General features: G+C 43.4%; 16 protein-coding genes, 1 tRNA gene and 1 pseudogene. 11 read left to right on the forward strand and 7 right to left on the reverse strand.

Annotated elements, in window-relative coordinates:
• Positions 1 to 14: 14 nt before the first annotated feature.
• From ACNAV8_RS08290 to tsaD, 4 genes are all read right to left on the reverse strand, one after another.
• Positions 15 to 770, reverse strand: a complete 756-nt coding sequence (locus ACNAV8_RS08290) for a class I SAM-dependent methyltransferase (RefSeq protein ID WP_103854947.1) — start codon at positions 768 to 770, stop codon at positions 15 to 17.
• Positions 771 to 952: 182 nt separating this feature from the next.
• Positions 953 to 1,534: a thymidine kinase gene (locus tag ACNAV8_RS08295; RefSeq protein WP_415777553.1), complete on the reverse strand. Its 582-nt coding sequence runs from the start codon at positions 1,532 to 1,534 to the stop codon at positions 953 to 955.
• A gap of 25 nt (positions 1,535 to 1,559) precedes the next feature.
• Complete coding sequence (locus ACNAV8_RS08300; RefSeq protein ID WP_103855308.1) at positions 1,560 to 1,793, reverse strand: hypothetical protein; 234 nt, start codon at positions 1,791 to 1,793, stop codon at positions 1,560 to 1,562.
• A 71-nt stretch (positions 1,794 to 1,864) separates the two neighbouring features.
• Positions 1,865 to 2,896 carry a tRNA (adenosine(37)-N6)-threonylcarbamoyltransferase complex transferase subunit TsaD gene (gene tsaD, locus ACNAV8_RS08305; protein WP_103855309.1) on the reverse strand — a complete coding sequence of 344 codons (1,032 nt, stop codon included), beginning with the start codon at positions 2,894 to 2,896 and terminating at the stop codon, positions 1,865 to 1,867.
• A gap of 243 nt (positions 2,897 to 3,139) precedes the next feature.
• On the opposite strand from tsaD, the gene rpsU reads away from it, so the two are divergent.
• The 4 genes from rpsU to ACNAV8_RS08325 all read left to right on the forward strand — a co-directional run bounded on the left by rpsU (position 3,140) and on the right by ACNAV8_RS08325 (position 7,417).
• A complete protein-coding gene (gene rpsU, locus ACNAV8_RS08310) occupies positions 3,140 to 3,355 on the forward strand; it encodes a 30S ribosomal protein S21 (RefSeq protein ID WP_103853581.1) in 216 nt (71 codons plus the stop codon).
• 146 nt (positions 3,356 to 3,501) lie between these two features.
• Complete coding sequence (dnaG, locus tag ACNAV8_RS08315) at positions 3,502 to 5,265, forward strand: DNA primase (protein ID WP_103855310.1); 1,764 nt, start codon at positions 3,502 to 3,504, stop codon at positions 5,263 to 5,265.
• A gap of 80 nt (positions 5,266 to 5,345) precedes the next feature.
• A complete protein-coding gene (gene rpoD / locus ACNAV8_RS08320) occupies positions 5,346 to 7,217 on the forward strand; it encodes an RNA polymerase sigma factor RpoD (RefSeq protein ID WP_415777560.1) in 1,872 nt (623 codons plus the stop codon).
• 123 nt (positions 7,218 to 7,340) lie between these two features.
• A tRNA-Ile gene (locus tag ACNAV8_RS08325) sits at positions 7,341 to 7,417 on the forward strand.
• Between the two features lie 170 nt (positions 7,418 to 7,587).
• Here ACNAV8_RS08325 and ACNAV8_RS08330 read toward each other — a convergent pair.
• Positions 7,588 to 8,376: an outer membrane protein assembly factor BamD gene (locus ACNAV8_RS08330; protein WP_103855311.1), complete on the reverse strand. Its 789-nt coding sequence runs from the start codon at positions 8,374 to 8,376 to the stop codon at positions 7,588 to 7,590.
• 96 nt (positions 8,377 to 8,472) lie between these two features.
• On the opposite strand from ACNAV8_RS08330, the gene rluD reads away from it, so the two are divergent.
• The gene (gene rluD / locus ACNAV8_RS08335; RefSeq protein ID WP_103855312.1) at positions 8,473 to 9,447 is read left to right on the forward strand and encodes a 23S rRNA pseudouridine(1911/1915/1917) synthase RluD; all 975 of its coding nucleotides are present in this window, start codon (positions 8,473 to 8,475) and stop codon (positions 9,445 to 9,447) included.
• Between the two features lies 1 nt (position 9,448).
• Positions 9,449 to 10,183: a peptidoglycan editing factor PgeF gene (gene pgeF, locus ACNAV8_RS08340; protein WP_415777556.1), complete on the forward strand. Its 735-nt coding sequence runs from the start codon at positions 9,449 to 9,451 to the stop codon at positions 10,181 to 10,183.
• A gap of 31 nt (positions 10,184 to 10,214) precedes the next feature.
• Here the strand turns inward: pgeF and ygfZ are convergent, their stop codons facing one another.
• The gene (gene ygfZ, locus ACNAV8_RS08345; RefSeq protein ID WP_415777557.1) at positions 10,215 to 11,057 is read right to left on the reverse strand and encodes a CAF17-like 4Fe-4S cluster assembly/insertion protein YgfZ; all 843 of its coding nucleotides are present in this window, start codon (positions 11,055 to 11,057) and stop codon (positions 10,215 to 10,217) included.
• A gap of 14 nt (positions 11,058 to 11,071) precedes the next feature.
• A complete protein-coding gene (locus tag ACNAV8_RS08350) occupies positions 11,072 to 11,935 on the reverse strand; it encodes a YicC/YloC family endoribonuclease (RefSeq protein ID WP_103855313.1) in 864 nt (287 codons plus the stop codon).
• A 113-nt stretch (positions 11,936 to 12,048) separates the two neighbouring features.
• Between ACNAV8_RS08350 and rph the strand changes: the two genes are divergently transcribed.
• From rph to ACNAV8_RS08375, 5 genes and pseudogenes are all read left to right on the forward strand, one after another.
• A complete protein-coding gene (rph, locus tag ACNAV8_RS08355; protein ID WP_415777558.1) occupies positions 12,049 to 12,768 on the forward strand; it encodes a ribonuclease PH in 720 nt (239 codons plus the stop codon).
• A 12-nt stretch (positions 12,769 to 12,780) separates the two neighbouring features.
• A complete protein-coding gene (gene pyrE, locus ACNAV8_RS08360) occupies positions 12,781 to 13,422 on the forward strand; it encodes an orotate phosphoribosyltransferase (RefSeq protein WP_103855315.1) in 642 nt (213 codons plus the stop codon).
• A 90-nt stretch (positions 13,423 to 13,512) separates the two neighbouring features.
• Positions 13,513 to 14,376 (forward strand): co-chaperone DjlA, encoded by an 864-nt coding sequence (djlA, locus tag ACNAV8_RS08365; RefSeq protein WP_103853595.1) that lies wholly within the window; start codon positions 13,513 to 13,515, stop codon positions 14,374 to 14,376.
• Between the two features lie 101 nt (positions 14,377 to 14,477).
• Complete coding sequence (dusC, locus tag ACNAV8_RS08370) at positions 14,478 to 15,416, forward strand: tRNA dihydrouridine(16) synthase DusC (RefSeq protein ID WP_103855314.1); 939 nt, start codon at positions 14,478 to 14,480, stop codon at positions 15,414 to 15,416.
• A gap of 260 nt (positions 15,417 to 15,676) precedes the next feature.
• Positions 15,677 to 15,761 (forward strand): annotated as a pseudogene (locus tag ACNAV8_RS08375) (IS200/IS605 family transposase); the annotation flags it as partial.

Consider the following 15,761-nt stretch of genomic DNA (forward strand, 5'->3'; position numbering starts at 1 on the left):
GGATTTTCGTTAAATTATTTTTGGCTACATAAGGCAATAAAGCCGAGTTTTTTATCTGGATCATTGAAAACCTTGAACATTTTTTTGAATGTCGGACGGTTTTCTGCTTTTAACGCATTGCGGATAATTTTAGCTGTGCCTAATACGCCTTCGTCATAAATCATTCCTGCTGGGGAAAGTAGCGTCATCTCGCCTGAATAGGTTTCCACGTTGCGGAATCCCGCTTCTAAAAAGAGCGATTTCCAGTTTTGTTTTGTTAATGGAGTTACGGTAACGTTAATGGCTTCACGCAACTGTTGGATTACTTCTTCCGCATTGTCCGTGGTAAGCATTACATCGTGAGTGAGCAAGAAGCCGTTGGGTTTGAGAACGCGGTAATATTCGCGCACCGCTTTGATTTTCGCTTCCACAGGCAACATTGTGAGCATTGCTTCATTAATCACAATATCAAAGCTGTTATCGGCAAAAGGTAATTTCATTGCATTGGCACGTTGAACGTGAATTTTATCTTGTAGCCCTTTTTCGGCGATATTTTTTCTGGCTTTCTCTAAGGCATTTTCATCAAGATCCACGCCCTCGATATGGCAGCCGAATTTGCTCGCTAGCTCAATGGCGGTGGTTCCCATATTGCACGCCACTTCTAACACTTTTTTATTGGCGTTGAAATCGCTGTTTGCAATCAGCCATTCTGTGGCTTTGCGACCACCGGGGCGTAAGCGCGTTTTGCCTAATCGAGCAAGAAAATTATGTCCCATTTCTTCTTTTTTCATTTTGACTCCTTATTTCAATACTTGACTCAATATATCAGCTTTTATGATGAAATAAAATTGCTTTTTATGGCTAGACGAACCGATGTGTCCGCCCGTGTCGATAGCCCAATCGGACGCACACATAAGTGCGTCCTTACATTTGGAAACGTTGAGTGAAAAGTGCGGTGCAAAAATGGCGAATTTTATGCTTGTTCAATTTTTTCTTTGTAATGGCGGCGACATACGGAAACGTAGTGATTATTGCCGCCGATTTGAATTTGTGCGCCGTCTTTGACCACTTCGCCTTGATCGTTTAAACGTAGCACGAAATTAGCTTTGCGCCCACAATGGCAGATGGTTTTTAATTCTTCCAGCTGATCGGCCCACGCCAGTAAGTATTGGCTGCCTTCAAACAATTCTGCTTGGAAATCCGTGCGCAGGCCGTAGCACAGCACGGGAATGTGTAATTTATCCACCACATCACTGAGCTGATAAACTTGCTCTTTGGTGAGAAATTGTGCTTCGTCCACCAAAATACAATGCAGGCTTTCTTGTTCAAGATGCAGGGCGATTTCGGCAAACAGATCCGTTTCCTTATGAAATAATTTCGCCTGCTGGCTAATGCCAATGCGTGAAGTCACTTTGCCCACGCCAAAGCGATCATCAATCGCCGCGGTGTAAACTAGCGTATTCATTTGCCGTTCGCGGTAGTTGTAATCTGATTGCAGCAGGGTGGTGGATTTCCCCGCGTTCATCGTAGAATAGTAAAAATAAAGTTTAGCCATAGTAATTAGCCATAATAAAGTGCGGTTATTTTGTTAGCCATTTCCAAATCAAGTAAAACACCAGCCCCGTTAGTGGTGGCAGGGTAGCGAGCATTAAAATGCCAATGGTTGTGCCTTGTCCCACCCATTGGCCTGCAAGGGTAAGGTAATCCATCACCTGTGCGGTAGGGAGTTTAATCAAAGCAAAGGCGATAAGAAGAAGCATAAGAACGCAGCCGATCCCAGCTGCGCGCATTGCGTTAGATTGTTGATTTTGCATAAATTATCCTTGTTTAATTTCACTCAGCTTGTTTAATTTCACTCAGCTTGTTTAATTTCGCTTAGCTTATTTTATTTTATTTCGCTCAGCTCAGTCATTGCCCAGCGTGGTTTTACTTCAATTTCTAAAGAGGAATGTTCACCGTGTTTAAGACGTAAAAAGCCAGTGTAGGCAATCATTGCACCGTTGTCGGTACAAAATTGCGGCTGCGGATAAAACACTTCGCCGCTTAGTTGTGTCATTAATTCGCTCAAGGCTTGGCGCAACTGTTGATTCGCACTCACACCACCTGCGATCACTAGGCGTTTAAAGCCCGTTTCTTGCAAGGCGCGGCGACATTTGATCACTAAGGTTTCTACCACCGCTTGTTGGAAAGCATAAGCAATATCCGCTTTGGTTTGTTCAGTGAGCGTGCCTTCTTCTTTAATCGCTTGATTGATGGTATTTGCAGCAAAGGTTTTTAAGCCTGAAAAACTGAAATCTAGCCCAGGGCGATCAGTCATTGGACGCGGAAAGGTAAAGCGATTTGGCGTGCCTTTTTCCGCTAAGCGTGCTAAGGCTGCACCACCAGGGTAGTCTAAACCGAGCAATTTTGCGGTTTTATCAAAAGCTTCACCTGCCGCATCATCAATGCTTTCGCCTAGCACCTCATATTGCCCTACGCTATCTACGCGCACAAGCTGAGTATGTCCACCTGAAACAAGCAAGGCGACAAAAGGAAAGTGCGGTGCATTTTCTTCTAACATTGGCGCGAGCAAATGCCCTTCCATATGATGAACGCCAATGGCTGGCACATTCCACGCATAGGCGAGGGAACGTGCAATGGTTGAACCCACCAATAACGCGCCCACTAATCCCGGCCCGCAAGTGTAGGCAATGCCGTCAATGTCTTGCGCTGATAAATTGGCTTCTTGCAATGCCGCTTGGATAAGGGGGGCAGTTTTCCGAATGTGATCGCGCGAAGCTAATTCTGGCACAACGCCACCATAATCGGCATGCAACGCAATTTGGGTGTAAAGTTGGTTGGCGATAAGCCCATCATTTTCATCATAAATCGCCACACCTGTTTCATCACAAGATGTTTCAATGCCTAAAATTCGCATTTTTTCTCTCTTTTTATATGGGAAAAACTTGGCTGATTTTACCCTGTTTATTGTATTTTCACCAGTTGGCGATCATTTTTCCGTTTAGGGAAAGGCAGAATTTCAACAAAAATTGGATCTTTTCTTTGCTTTTGCGGTTAATTTGAATTAAAATTGCCACCCTTATTAATTTGAATAAGCCGTTTATCGAAACGAAACGGTCTAAATTTTGCAAAATATTAATCCATATTGAGGTGATGGCTTATGCCGGTAATTAAAGTTCGTGAAAATGAATCATTTGACGTAGCATTACGTCGTTTCAAACGCGCTTGTGAAAAAGCGGGAATCTTAGCGGAAGTTCGTAGCCGTGAATTTTACGAAAAACCAACAACAATTCGTAAACGTGAAAACGCAACTCGTGCTAAACGCCACGCAAAACGCGTTGCTCGTGAAAATGCACGTAACGTACGTTTATACTAATTAAAAATTTTTTAATTAAACTCGAGTTAAGCAGGCCGTGAAACCTTTTGGAATCACGGTTTTGTTGTTTTTAGCTGCGCCATTTCTTATTATCTTAGATCTATCTTGCTAAATTCTGTGTTGATTGAAAACGAGAGGAAATTATTGTGGCAGGCCATATTCCACGTTCATTTATTGATGATGTTCTTGCCAGAACTGACATTGTCGAATTGATTAATTCACGGGTTAAGCTGAAAAAAGCAGGGCGTGAATATCAGGCTTGTTGTCCTTTTCATCACGAGAAAACGCCTTCCTTTACCGTGAGTCCGAAAAAACAGTTTTACCATTGCTTTGGTTGCCACGCGCACGGTAATGCCATTAGTTTTTTAATGGAATATGAAAAACTGGAATTTATCGAAGCGGTGGAGGAGCTAGCGAATCATTTAGGCTTAGAAATTCCTTACGAAAAATCACCGCACTTTGATGGTAAGAATAAACCACAAGCCAATTATCGTACCAAGAAAGATCTTTACCAGCTAATGCAAGAGATCGCGGTGTTTTATCATCAGCAACTTCCACAAAATATTCCTGCGCAATCCTATGTGCAAAAACGCGGTTTATCCACCGAAGTGATTGAACGCTTTCAAATCGGTTTTTCGCCAAACCAATTTAGCGCCGTGTTAAATCAGTTTGGGCGTAATCAAGAAGATCGGCAAAAATTGTTTGATGTAGGAATGTTGTCGCGCAATGAAAAACAAGATGTTTACGATCGTTTTCGTAATCGTCTTATGTTTCCTATTCGTGATCGCCGTGGGCGAACCATTGCCTTTGGCGGACGAGTGTTGGGTGATGAAAAGCCGAAATATTTGAACTCGCCAGAAAGTATGACCTACCACAAAGGTAGTGAGCTTTATGGCTTGTTTGAAGCATTACAAGTGAATGACAGCCCTGAAATGTTGCTGGTGGTAGAGGGCTATATGGACGTGGTGGCATTGGCGCAATTTGGCGTGGATTATGCCGTGGCGTCATTAGGGACAGCCACTACAGCGGAGCAAATTCAGCTTGCATTTCGTTCCACCGAACAGCTTATTTGTTGTTACGATGCAGACCGTGCAGGGCGTGATGCTGCGTGGCGTGCGTTGGAAAATGCGCTGCCTTTTTTAGAAGACGGGCGGCAAATTAAGTTTATTTTTCTGCCCGATGGGGAAGATCCCGATACCTTTATTCGCCAATATGGCAAAGACGGCTTTGAGGACTATATTCGTCAGGCGCAACCATTGAGCGATTTTATGTTTTCTACCCTAAGTTCGCAGGTGGATTTTTCCAGTAAAGAAGGTAAGGGAAAACTTGCTGCCCTTGCTGTGCCATTGATTAGCCGAATTCCTGGCGAATTACTGCGTTTATCATTGCGTCAGCTTTTGGCGCAAAAATTGGGGATCTTTAATGAAGCGCAGATCGAGCATTTAATCCCGGCACAAAAAGAAAATCATTCATCATCGCCGAAACAAAATGCGGTGAAACGCACGCCAATGCGCGTGTTGATTGCATTACTGTTGCAAAATCCTGAATTGATCCAAATTGTGCCAGAAAATTTAAGTGTTCTATCGGTACTCAATGAAGCAGGGCTAGATTTGTTTGAAAAAATCACCGCACTTTGCCGTGAGCGTGTGGGGATTACCGCCGCACAAATTTTAGAACATTACCGTGATACGGAATATTTTCGCCCCCTTGAAATTCTTGCCGTGTGGGATCATTTAGTCGATGAGGATAAAATCGAAGAAACATTTCGTGAAACCCTACGTTATTTTTATTTGCAGTTGATGGATAAAAATATCGAAATGCTTATCGCAAAAGAGCGCACAGAAGGCTTAAATGAGCAAGAACGGCAGGCGCTCGCACAATTATTATTGAAAAAACAGCAAAATAAATAGTTAATCCAACATAAGGGTGATAAAATTAAAGCCATTTTATCTCCCACAATTACACATCGAGGCGGATATATAATATGGATATGGAGCAAAATCCACAATCTCAATTAAAACTGTTAATCGCACAAGGGAAAGAGCAAGGTTATCTTACTTATGCTGAAGTGAATGACCATTTGCCAGAAGAACTTGTCGATGCAGATCAAATTGAAGACATCATTCAAATGATCAATGATATGGGCATTCAAGTGTTAGAAACTGCACCTGATGCCGATGATTTGATGTTAAATGAAAATATCACTGATGAAGATGCGGTAGAAGAAGCCACTCAAGTGTTATCTAGCGTGGAAGCAGAGTTAGGGCGAACCACCGATCCCGTGCGTATGTATATGCGTGAAATGGGGAGCGTGGAGCTTTTAACCCGAGAAGGGGAAATTGATATCGCCAAACGCATTGAAGAAGGGATCAATGAAGTACAAACTGCTGTGGCTGCTTATCCAGAAGCCTTGAATGATCTCTTGCGTCAATATGCGTTAGTGGAAGAAGGCGGAATGCGTTTAGCGGATCTCATCACAGGTTTTGTTGATCCCAATGCAGGCGTTGAAGAAGCTGCATCAGATGAACACGAAATGCTTTCTGATGAAGATGATGAAGAAAGCGTTTCAACAGGTTCAATGGAAGATGATGAAAACGAAGATGAAGAAAGCGATGAGAGTAATTCCTCCGATGACAGTGATTCTGATAACAGCATTGATCCTGAAGTGGCGCGTGAAAAATTTGCAGCCCTAAAAGCGCAACACAAGAAAACCCTAGATACTATCGAAAAACACGGCCGTCATAAAAAACAAGCAAGAGATCAAATTCAAATTTTGGCAGAGATCTTCACACAATTCCGTCTAGTGCCAAAACAATTTGATATGTTGGTGTTATCTATGCGCGATATGATGAAACGCGTACGCCAGCAGGAACGCCATATCCAAAAAATGGCAGTAGATAACGCTAAAATGCCAAAAGGCACGTTCCAAAAAGAATTTATTGGACACGAAACCAAAGATGCGTGGCTAGAAAAAGCCTTAAATGCAGGAAAAAATTGGTCTGAAAAATTAGCTCAGTATGAAGAACCTATTCGTCAGGCTATTACTCAGTTAGGGCAGATCGAACAAGATACCGGTTTAACCATTAGCCAAATTCGTGATATTTGCGATGCGGTTTCACAAGGTGAATTAAAAGCACGCCGTGCGAAAAAAGAAATGGTTGAAGCGAACTTGCGTTTAGTGATTTCTATTGCGAAAAAATATACCAACCGTGGTTTACAATTCTTGGATCTTATTCAAGAAGGTAACATTGGCTTGATGAAAGCGGTGGATAAATTTGAATATCGCCGTGGTTATAAATTCTCAACTTATGCGACTTGGTGGATTCGTCAAGCAATTACGCGTTCGATCGCGGATCAAGCGAGAACCATTCGTATCCCAGTTCATATGATTGAAACCATCAACAAATTGAACCGCATTTCGCGTCAAATGTTGCAAGAAATGGGGCGTGAGGCTTCACCGGAAGAATTAGCAGAAAGAATGGGAATGCCGGAAGATAAAATCCGCAAAGTGCTAAAAATTGCCAAAGAGCCAATTTCAATGGAAACCCCTATCGGTGATGATGACGATTCCCACTTAGGTGATTTCATTGAAGATAGCACGTTAGAATTACCATTGGATTCTGCAACGGCACAGAGCTTGAAAGCTGCAACACACGAAGTGCTAGAGGGCTTGACGCCAAGAGAAGCTAAAGTGTTAAGAATGCGTTTTGGTATTGATATGAACACGGATCACACGCTTGAAGAAGTGGGTAAACAATTTGATGTAACCCGCGAACGTATCCGCCAAATTGAAGCTAAAGCGCTACGCAAATTACGCCATCCAAGCCGTTCAGAAACCTTGCGTAGTTTCTTAGATGAGTAAGCATAATTTATCTTAAATAAAAGCCTGATTTATTATCAGGCTTTTTTGTTCAAATTTAAGCCGCATAATTGGTGAATGATAGACTTTGCTAGGATATTTCACTATAATCAGCACACTCTTACCGCCCCCATAGCTCAGTCGGTTAGAGCAGTCGACTCATAATCGATTGGTCACAGGTTCAAGTCCTGTTGGGGGCACCATCATTTATCTTTCCCCTAAATTCCCAATAAATTATTCATTACATAGCTGCACAAAGAAAATTAAAGTGCGGTCAAATTTTGATGAATTTTTCTTAAAAAACAACCGCACTTAAAAATTAGGCAATAAAAAACCTCTATGTGTTATATAGAGGCTTTCTCATCATTATTTGCTAAGATTTTGGTTTATTTAATTCAAAGTCTTTCGGTTTTTCAACATCGCTGAATTTTTTATCTTTATTCGCCTGAATCAAGGTTTCCGTTTGTTTTGCCAATTCAGGAAGATTCATTTTTTCATAAGCTTCTTTCATTAATGGCAAGGCTTCAAGAGTGGCTTGGGTGTCAGGATATTGCTGTAACATTCCTACTACTCGGTTGGCAACGGCAACATAAGCATTGCGTTTCATATAGAATTTGGCAATGGCAAGTTCGTGGCGAGCCAAGGCGGCTTTAATATAAGCCATTCTTGCTAAGGCATCTTGCGCATAAGTGCTATTAGGGAAATTATCTACAAGGGTTTGGAAGTTTGCAAACGCCGCTTTCATTGCTGTGTTTTCACGGGTTGCGCGATCAACACCAAAGAAATCTTGGAAGAAGTTTTCACCTGAGGCAAAATTGGTTAGCCCTGCCATATAGATCACATAATCTACATTTGGACTATTCGGATATTGCTGTAAAAAACGCTCTGCGGCTACTAAGGTTTTGGTGTAATCTTGCGATTTATAATAAGCATAAATTAAATCTAACTGCGTTTGCTCACTGTAATTTGCGGCAGGAAAACGGTTTTTTACCGCTTCTAAATAGCGCACCGCTTGGGAATAATCACCGTCTTGTAAATAGGTTTGCCCTTTGGCATAAAGTTCTTGTTCAGAGCCTTGCTCTACCTCTTTTGATGAATTAGAACAAGCACTCACGGCAAGTGCAGCTAATGCAACGAATGTAAAAGATTTTAATTTACGCATTGATGATTCCTTTTTTACGAGCAATGATAAATAAGTTACAATGATCCGTATTTTATAGCACATTGCTAAATAAGCAAATTATTCACGGATTTATTTATGGCATATCTTACTTTATCGGCAGAAGTTCTGCCAAGCCAAATGGGACAACGTTTAGACCAAAGCTTAGCGGAAATGTTCCCAGACTATTCTCGTTCACGTTTAAAAACTTGGATCGAAAGCGATCTGGTGAAAGTAAACGGTGAAGTGGTGAATGTGCCACGCAGTAAAGTTTATGGCGGTGAACAGATTACCATCAATGTTGAAGTGGAAGATGAAACCCGTTTTGAGCCAGAAAATATTCCGCTCAATATTGTGTATGAAGATGATGATATTTTAGTCATCAATAAGCCAAAAGATATGGTGGTTCACCCTGGGGCAGGCAACCCGAATGGCACGGTACTCAATGCCTTGCTTTATCATTATCCGCCGATTGCAGAAGTGCCGAGAGCGGGCATTGTTCACCGCTTAGACAAAGACACCACAGGCTTAATGGTGGTGGCAAAGACCATTCCTGCACAAACTAAATTAGTGCGTGATCTGCAAAAACGCAAAATCACCCGTGAATATGAAGCCATTGCTTACGGCATTATGACCCAAGGCGGCACAGTGGACGAACCAATGGCGCGCCACCCAACCAAACGTACTCATATGGCGGTTCACCCAATGGGTAAGCCTGCGGTAACGCATTATCGCATTATGGAACGTTTCCGTAATTACACGCGCCTGCGCCTACGCCTTGAAACTGGGCGAACTCACCAAATTCGCGTGCATATGGCGCATATCGCTCACCCATTATTAGGCGATCAAACTTACGGCGGACGCCCACGTCCACCGAAAAATGCCAGTGAGGAATTACTCACCACTTTGCGAGATTTTAAACGTCAAGCGTTGCACGCCATAATGTTACGCTTGGAACACCCAATCACAGGGGAATTAATGGAATGGTATGCGCCATTACCAGAGGATTTCGTTGGCTTAGTGAATGCCTTAAAAGCCGATTATCTTGCTCATAAAGATGAATTGGATTACTAAAATGGACGCACTCAAACCAAACTGGGCAGCCCCAGCCAATATCCACGCTTTCACCACCTTACGTCAAGGTGGGGTTAGCCAAGCGCCTTATGATAGTTTTAATCTGGGCGATCACGTTGGCGATGATAAAAATTCAGTAAAAACCAACCGCACTTTATTGGTGGAACAATTTCATTTGCCGCAGTTTCCGCTTTTCTTAAATCAAACGCATAGCACAAGGGTGATCCGCTTGCCTTATGAGGGCAACAATTTAGACGCCGATGCGGTTTACACCAACCAACCGAACCAAGTTTGCCTTGTAATGACCGCAGATTGCCTGCCTGTCTTGTTTACCAATCAAAAAGGCACGGAAGTCGCCGCCGCACACGCAGGCTGGCGTGGCTTATGTGATGGCGTGTTAGAACAAACGGTACAACAATTCCATGCCGAACCACAAGAGATTATTGCGTGGCTCGGGCCGGCTATCGGGCCAAAATCTTTCCAAGTGGGGGAAGATGTTCGCCAACAATTTATCACGCAAGATCCCAATGCTGCACAAGCCTTTGTGCCAGATCCTATCGAGCAAGGCAAATACCTTGCGGATCTTTACCACATCGCCCGATTGCGCCTTAACAAATTAGGCATTTCGCAAATTAGCGGTGGCGAGCATTGCACCTATTTAGAACGGGAAAACTTCTTTTCTTTTAGACGAGAGAAACAAACGGGAAGAATGGCATCGTTGATTTGGTTTGAATAGCAAAATTGGGCATTACGCCCAATTTTCATTTTTATGATAAGTTGTAAGGCAATTCAATGAGGTTTAATGCTGTTTCAGTGCCAGACAGACGAAATGCCGTGCCTGCCTCAAACTGATTATTCATCACCACTTGCAGCCATAAAATGCCGTCAAAATGCACCGCACTTAGGATAAAACCTGTTTTTCGCCAGCCATTTTCCAGCTGCATTTCAATTTCTGAACCCAGCGAAACAGGCGTGTTGGTTTGTGCGTTAAACAGGAACATCGCGCGTTTGTTTATGCCACGATATTTCGCACGCGCCACGGTTTCTTGCCCGATATAACAGCCTTTTTGGAACGAAATAGCTTGTTCGATACATTGTAAATTCAAGGCTTGTGGGATAAATTCGTTTTGGCTTTCTGGTGATAAAATCGGGTAGCCCGCTTGCATTATGGCTTGCTCCCATTGTGCAATTTTACCAGTGAAATCAATCTGTTGTGCGGTTTTATTTAATAACATCGCGCACGCAGATTGTCCTATTTCAAGGCAAAAATCCGCCGAAATTGCACCGCACTTTTGTTTATCCAATAGTCCGATCACTTGCCAATCTTGCTCTGCAAAGGCAACTTTGGAAAAGACCGCATATTTTTTCAGATTATCCAGCGCAGAGGGCAATAAGGCGTGGCGGATAATCAAGTAAAACTGCTCGGCATTTTCACGCAACAGACGAAATACGCTGCTCATTTTGCCTTTTGGATCACAATGAGCGGTGAGGGTGGATTGCCCATCTGCCAGCCTATTCACATCACAAGTGAGCTGACCTTGCAGAAATTTTTCTGCGTCCACGCCTTGTACAGAAATAACACGATATTGTGAGAGATTGATGATTGCCATAAAGATTCCAAAAATTATTCCAAATTCTGAATTTGTTCACGCATTTGTTCGATAAGCACCTTTAATTCCACCGCAGAATTAGTGATTTCCGCGCTAATGGATTTTGACGCCAGCGTGTTACTTTCGCGGTTGAGTTCTTGCATCATAAAATCAAGTTTACGCCCTACCGCGCCGCCTTTTTGCAAAATGCGTTGGGTTTCTTTAACGTGCAGCTGTAAACGATCTAATTCTTCCGCCACATCAATACGTTGCGCTAATAGCACCATTTCTTGCTCGAGTCGTTGCTGATCCGCTTGTAATTGCAATTCGTCAAAACGTTGCTGTAAACGCTCCCGTTGCCATTGCAAAATCTCTGGCATTTTTGACCGCACTTTATCGCTTTCACTGGCGATGGCGGTTAAACGCTGTTGGATCAAGTCGTTTAATTTTTCTCCTTCACGCCCACGCATTGCGATAAATTCATCGAGCGCCGCTTCAAAGCCAGCTAACAATTCTTGACTAATGCGATCTAAATCCTGCTCTGGGGTTTCCACCACGCCGGGGTAGCGCAGAACATCGGTAAGATTGATTTCCCCTTCGCCAGCTTGTTGTTTGATCCATTGTAAGGATTGGATTACCTGCTGTGCCAAGGCTTGGTTTAAATTAAGGCTGGCTGTGGCTTGCTGTTTGCCTTCAAAACGCAGATTACATTCCACCTTACCGCGAGTTAAACGCTGGCGTAATTTTTCTCGCAAGGTGTTTTCCAAACCGCGAAATGGCTCGGGCAAGCGGAAGACGGTTTCCAAATAACGTTGATTAACGGAACGAATCTCCCAAACTGCATTGCCCCAATCTTGTTTGATTTCATAACGGGCAAAGGCCGTCATACTATAAATCATAATAAATCCTTAATTTGCGCTAAAAATTGCCGCCTATTCTACCGTTAAATTTCTCATCTGTCAGTTTGCGTGTTAGAATGAGCGCCATTTTATGAATGAGTAAGGAATTTCCAATGCGTCCGAATGATCGCCCATTAAATCAACCCCGCCCAATTAAAATCACCCGCCATTTCACCAAATATGCCGAAGGTTCGGTGCTGGTGGAATTTGGCGAAACCAAAGTGCTTTGCACCGCCAGCGTTGATGAAAGTGTGCCACGTTTCTTAAAAGGGCAAAATCAAGGTTGGGTAACGGCAGAATATGGAATGTTGCCACGTTCCACCCATAGCCGTATGCAACGCGAAGCGGCGAAAGGCAAGCAAGGTGGACGCACAATGGAAATTCAACGTTTAATCGCTCGCTCTTTACGTGCAATGGTGGATCTCACCGCCCTTGGTGAGCGTTCTATCACCTTGGATTGTGATGTGATCCAAGCCGATGGCGGCACGCGTACGGCTTCTATTACTGGGGCTTGCGTTGCCTTAATTGATGCCATCAACGGCTTAATGCAAAAAGGCGTGCTAAAAACCAATCCAATCAAAGGCTTAGTAGCAGCCATTTCGGTGGGCATTGTAGAGGGCGAAGCCGTGTGCGATTTGGAATATGTGGAAGATAGCAATGCCGAAACCGATATGAACGTGGTGATGACCGATGACGGGCGAATGATTGAAGTGCAAGGCACAGCAGAGGGTGAGCCATTCTCCCATGAAGAATTATTAACCCTGTTAGATCTTGCAAAACAAGGCTGTGAAGTGATCTTCAACGCGCAGCGTGAAGCCTTAGGGCAAGCATAATTGGGGGCACAAATGCAAGGCTACAAAATTGACTTTATCAAATTCGCGCTCAGCCGTGATGTGCTGAAATTTGGCGAATTCACCTTGAAATCTGGGCGCATTAGCCCTTATTTCTTTAATGCAGGTCTGTTTAACACGGGCGCGGATTTAGCACGTTTAGGCGAATTTTATGCCGCCGCCATTCAAGCAAGCGGCTTAGATTATGACGTGATTTTTGGCCCTGCTTACAAAGGCATTCCCATTGGCACCACGGTGTCGGTGGCGCTGTTTAAGCAATATGGCATTGATAAACCAGTGTGTTTTAACCGTAAAGAAGCCAAAGATCACGGCGAAGGCGGCAATTTAATTGGCAGCCCATTGCAAGGCAAGGTGCTATTGGTGGACGATGTAATCACCGCTGGCACGGCAATTCGCGAAGCAATGGATTTAATCGCACAAAATCAAGCGACATTAAGTGCAGTGGTGATTGCGTTAAATCGTAAAGAACGCGGCAAAGGCACGCTTTCTGCCATTCAAGAAGTGGAACGCGATTATCAATGCAACGTGCTTTCGATTATTGATTTTGACGATTTAATGCAATTTATTGAGCAAGAGGCGGAGTATCAACAATATCTGCCTGCGATGCGTGCTTATCGTGAGCAGTATGGCATCTAAAATACAGCGTATAAAAATCGCGAAAAACGCACCGCACTTTATTTTATGTATAACTCAAGATTTTATGCATAACTCAAGTTGGAGAACAGAATGAGTTTTATTGGAAAGTTATTAGGTTTTTTCATTGGCTACCGTTTTGGCGGCTTTTTTGGTGGGCTAGTTGGCGCTTATTTAGGGCATTTAGCCGACAAAAAATTATATGAACTAGGCAGCGTCAATTCGAGCTTTTTCAAACGCAAAGAAACCCGCCAATCCTTGTTTATGCAAACCACCTTTGCGGTGTTGGGGCATTTGTCTAAATCGAAAGGGCGGGTAACGCAAGATGACATCGCGCTTGCCAATAATCTAATGAACCAAATGAATTTGGACGACAAAGGGCGTAAATTGGCGCAAGAAGCCTTTAATCGTGGTAAAGATCCGAATTTCCCGCTACGCCAAGTGATCCGCGAATTTTGCCAAGCCTGCGGTCAGCGTAGTGATCTATTAAGAATGTTCTTGCGTGTTCAGCTACAAGCCGCTTTTGCCGATGATCACCTGCACGAAAATGAAAAAGAAGTGCTACAGGTAGTAGCGGAAGAATTGGGCTTATCTAGCTTCCAGTTCCAACAAATTTTAATGGCAGAAATCGCCGCTCGCCAATTTAGCCGTGGTGGGTTTTATTATGAATATAACGGCTCACAACAGGGCGATTATCAACAAGGCGGCTATCAAGGTGGTGGTTATCAAGCACACAGCGGCCCAACCTTGCAAGATGCTTACAACGTGCTTGGCGTGAGCGAAAATGACGACCGCGCCACAGTAAAACGCGCTTACCGCCGTTTAATGAACGAAAACCACCCCGATAAACTCGTCGCCAAAGGCTTACCAGAAGAAATGCTCGAAATGGCGAAAGAAAAAACCCAACAAATTCAAGCCGCTTACGATTTGATTTGTAAAGCGAAAGGGTGGAAGTAAACCTTCTTTATTGCTGAATTTTTTACCGTTTCTCTCAAATAACAAAGTGCGGTGAAAAATTCAGCTTTTTTATTTTTATCAAAAGAGTAATAGTAAATAAAATGCGTGTTTTCCTCGCGCCAATGCAGGGGGTGCTTGATCCCCTTGTGCGGCAGCTTTTGACTGAAATTAACGATTATGATCTGTGTGTATCGGAGTTTGTGCGTGTGGTGGATCAGCGTTTGCCAGTCAAAACCTTTTACCGTTTATGTCCAGAACTGCAGCGCGGTGGGCGAACGCCCGCGGGAACACCCATACGCGTACAACTTTTAGGGCAACACCCACAGTGGCTGGCGGAAAATGCGGTGTTGGCGGTGGAATTGGGATCGCACGGCATTGATTTTAACTGTGGTTGTCCGTCTAAAACGGTGAATGGTAGCCACGGTGGTGCGGCATTATTAAAGCAGCCCGAATTGATTTACCAAGCCACCAAAGCTTTACGCGAAGCCCTACCGAAAGGGCAAGTAGTAAGCGTGAAAGTGCGTTTGGGCTGGGATAGTGATAATCACGCCTTTGAAATTGCTGATGCGGTGCAACAAGGTGGCGGTACGGAAATCACCATTCACGGACGCACCAAAATCGATGGCTATCGTGCAGAAAAGATCAACTGGCAGAAAATTGGTGAAATTCGTCAACGCTTAACCATTCCTGTCATCGCAAATGGTGAAATTTGGCATTGGCAAGACGCGCAAGACTGCCTTGCCATAACAGGCTGCCAAGATGTAATGATTGGACGTGGTGCATTAACCATTCCCAACTTAAGCCTTGTGGTGAAGTGTAATCAGGAAAAATTAGATTGGACGCAAGGGGTAATGCCTTTACTGCACCGCTATGCGCATATTGAAAACTTGCAAGATACCGGCTTTTACCACATCGCCCGCACCAAACAATGGCTACAATATCTGAAAAAATCTTACCCACAAGCCACCGCACTTTTTGAGCATATTAAAACCTGCCAAACGGCAGAGGATTTACGTCAAAGGTTAGCTCAAATGAGATAAGCCTTATTAATGGGCTGACTAGAAAAATCATCAAAAATCCCACCGCACTTTTGTTTATTAAGCTTTTAAACTCGGTGAGTTTGATAAGGGAAAAATCCTCCGTATGTGGAGGATTTTTATTATAGCTAGACAAAGTCTAGCTATAAAAACCATACGCTATGCGTATGGAATCAAAGAGCTTAAGCGGTGAACAGAATAAAAAAGTCCTCCTATAATGAATAAGGCTGACAACCAAAATTCAGAATATAGGAGGATAAGTCATGGCAAGTAAATCCAATGACGATTGAAGTCTATCACATACAAGATGGAACTGTAAGTATCATATTGTCTTTATTCCGAAGTATA

Source organism: Avibacterium endocarditidis, from assembly GCF_965138825.1.
Lineage (GTDB): Bacteria > Pseudomonadota > Gammaproteobacteria > Enterobacterales > Pasteurellaceae > Avibacterium > Avibacterium endocarditidis.

Excerpts from the sequence above, each read along its gene's own strand:
- ACNAV8_RS08290 (WP_103854947.1), bottom strand. The coding sequence starts at position 770 with ATGAAAAAAGAAGAAATGGGACATAATTTTCTTGCTCGATTAGGCAAA.
- ACNAV8_RS08295 (WP_415777553.1), bottom strand. The coding sequence starts at position 1,534 with ATGGCTAAACTTTATTTTTACTATTCTACGATGAACGCGGGGAAATCC.
- ACNAV8_RS08300 (WP_103855308.1), bottom strand. The coding sequence starts at position 1,793 with ATGCAAAATCAACAATCTAACGCAATGCGCGCAGCTGGGATCGGCTGC.
- tsaD (WP_103855309.1), bottom strand. The coding sequence starts at position 2,896 with ATGCGAATTTTAGGCATTGAAACATCTTGTGATGAAACAGGTGTGGCG.
- rpsU (WP_103853581.1), top strand. The coding sequence starts at position 3,140 with ATGCCGGTAATTAAAGTTCGTGAAAATGAATCATTTGACGTAGCATTA.
- rpoD (WP_415777560.1), top strand. The coding sequence starts at position 5,346 with ATGGAGCAAAATCCACAATCTCAATTAAAACTGTTAATCGCACAAGGG.
- ACNAV8_RS08330 (WP_103855311.1), bottom strand. The coding sequence starts at position 8,376 with ATGCGTAAATTAAAATCTTTTACATTCGTTGCATTAGCTGCACTTGCC.
- rluD (WP_103855312.1), top strand. The coding sequence starts at position 8,473 with ATGGCATATCTTACTTTATCGGCAGAAGTTCTGCCAAGCCAAATGGGA.
- pgeF (WP_415777556.1), top strand. The coding sequence starts at position 9,449 with ATGGACGCACTCAAACCAAACTGGGCAGCCCCAGCCAATATCCACGCT.
- ygfZ (WP_415777557.1), bottom strand. The coding sequence starts at position 11,057 with ATGGCAATCATCAATCTCTCACAATATCGTGTTATTTCTGTACAAGGC.
- ACNAV8_RS08350 (WP_103855313.1), bottom strand. The coding sequence starts at position 11,935 with ATGATTTATAGTATGACGGCCTTTGCCCGTTATGAAATCAAACAAGAT.
- rph (WP_415777558.1), top strand. The coding sequence starts at position 12,049 with ATGCGTCCGAATGATCGCCCATTAAATCAACCCCGCCCAATTAAAATC.
- pyrE (WP_103855315.1), top strand. The coding sequence starts at position 12,781 with ATGCAAGGCTACAAAATTGACTTTATCAAATTCGCGCTCAGCCGTGAT.
- djlA (WP_103853595.1), top strand. The coding sequence starts at position 13,513 with ATGAGTTTTATTGGAAAGTTATTAGGTTTTTTCATTGGCTACCGTTTT.
- dusC (WP_103855314.1), top strand. The coding sequence starts at position 14,478 with ATGCGTGTTTTCCTCGCGCCAATGCAGGGGGTGCTTGATCCCCTTGTG.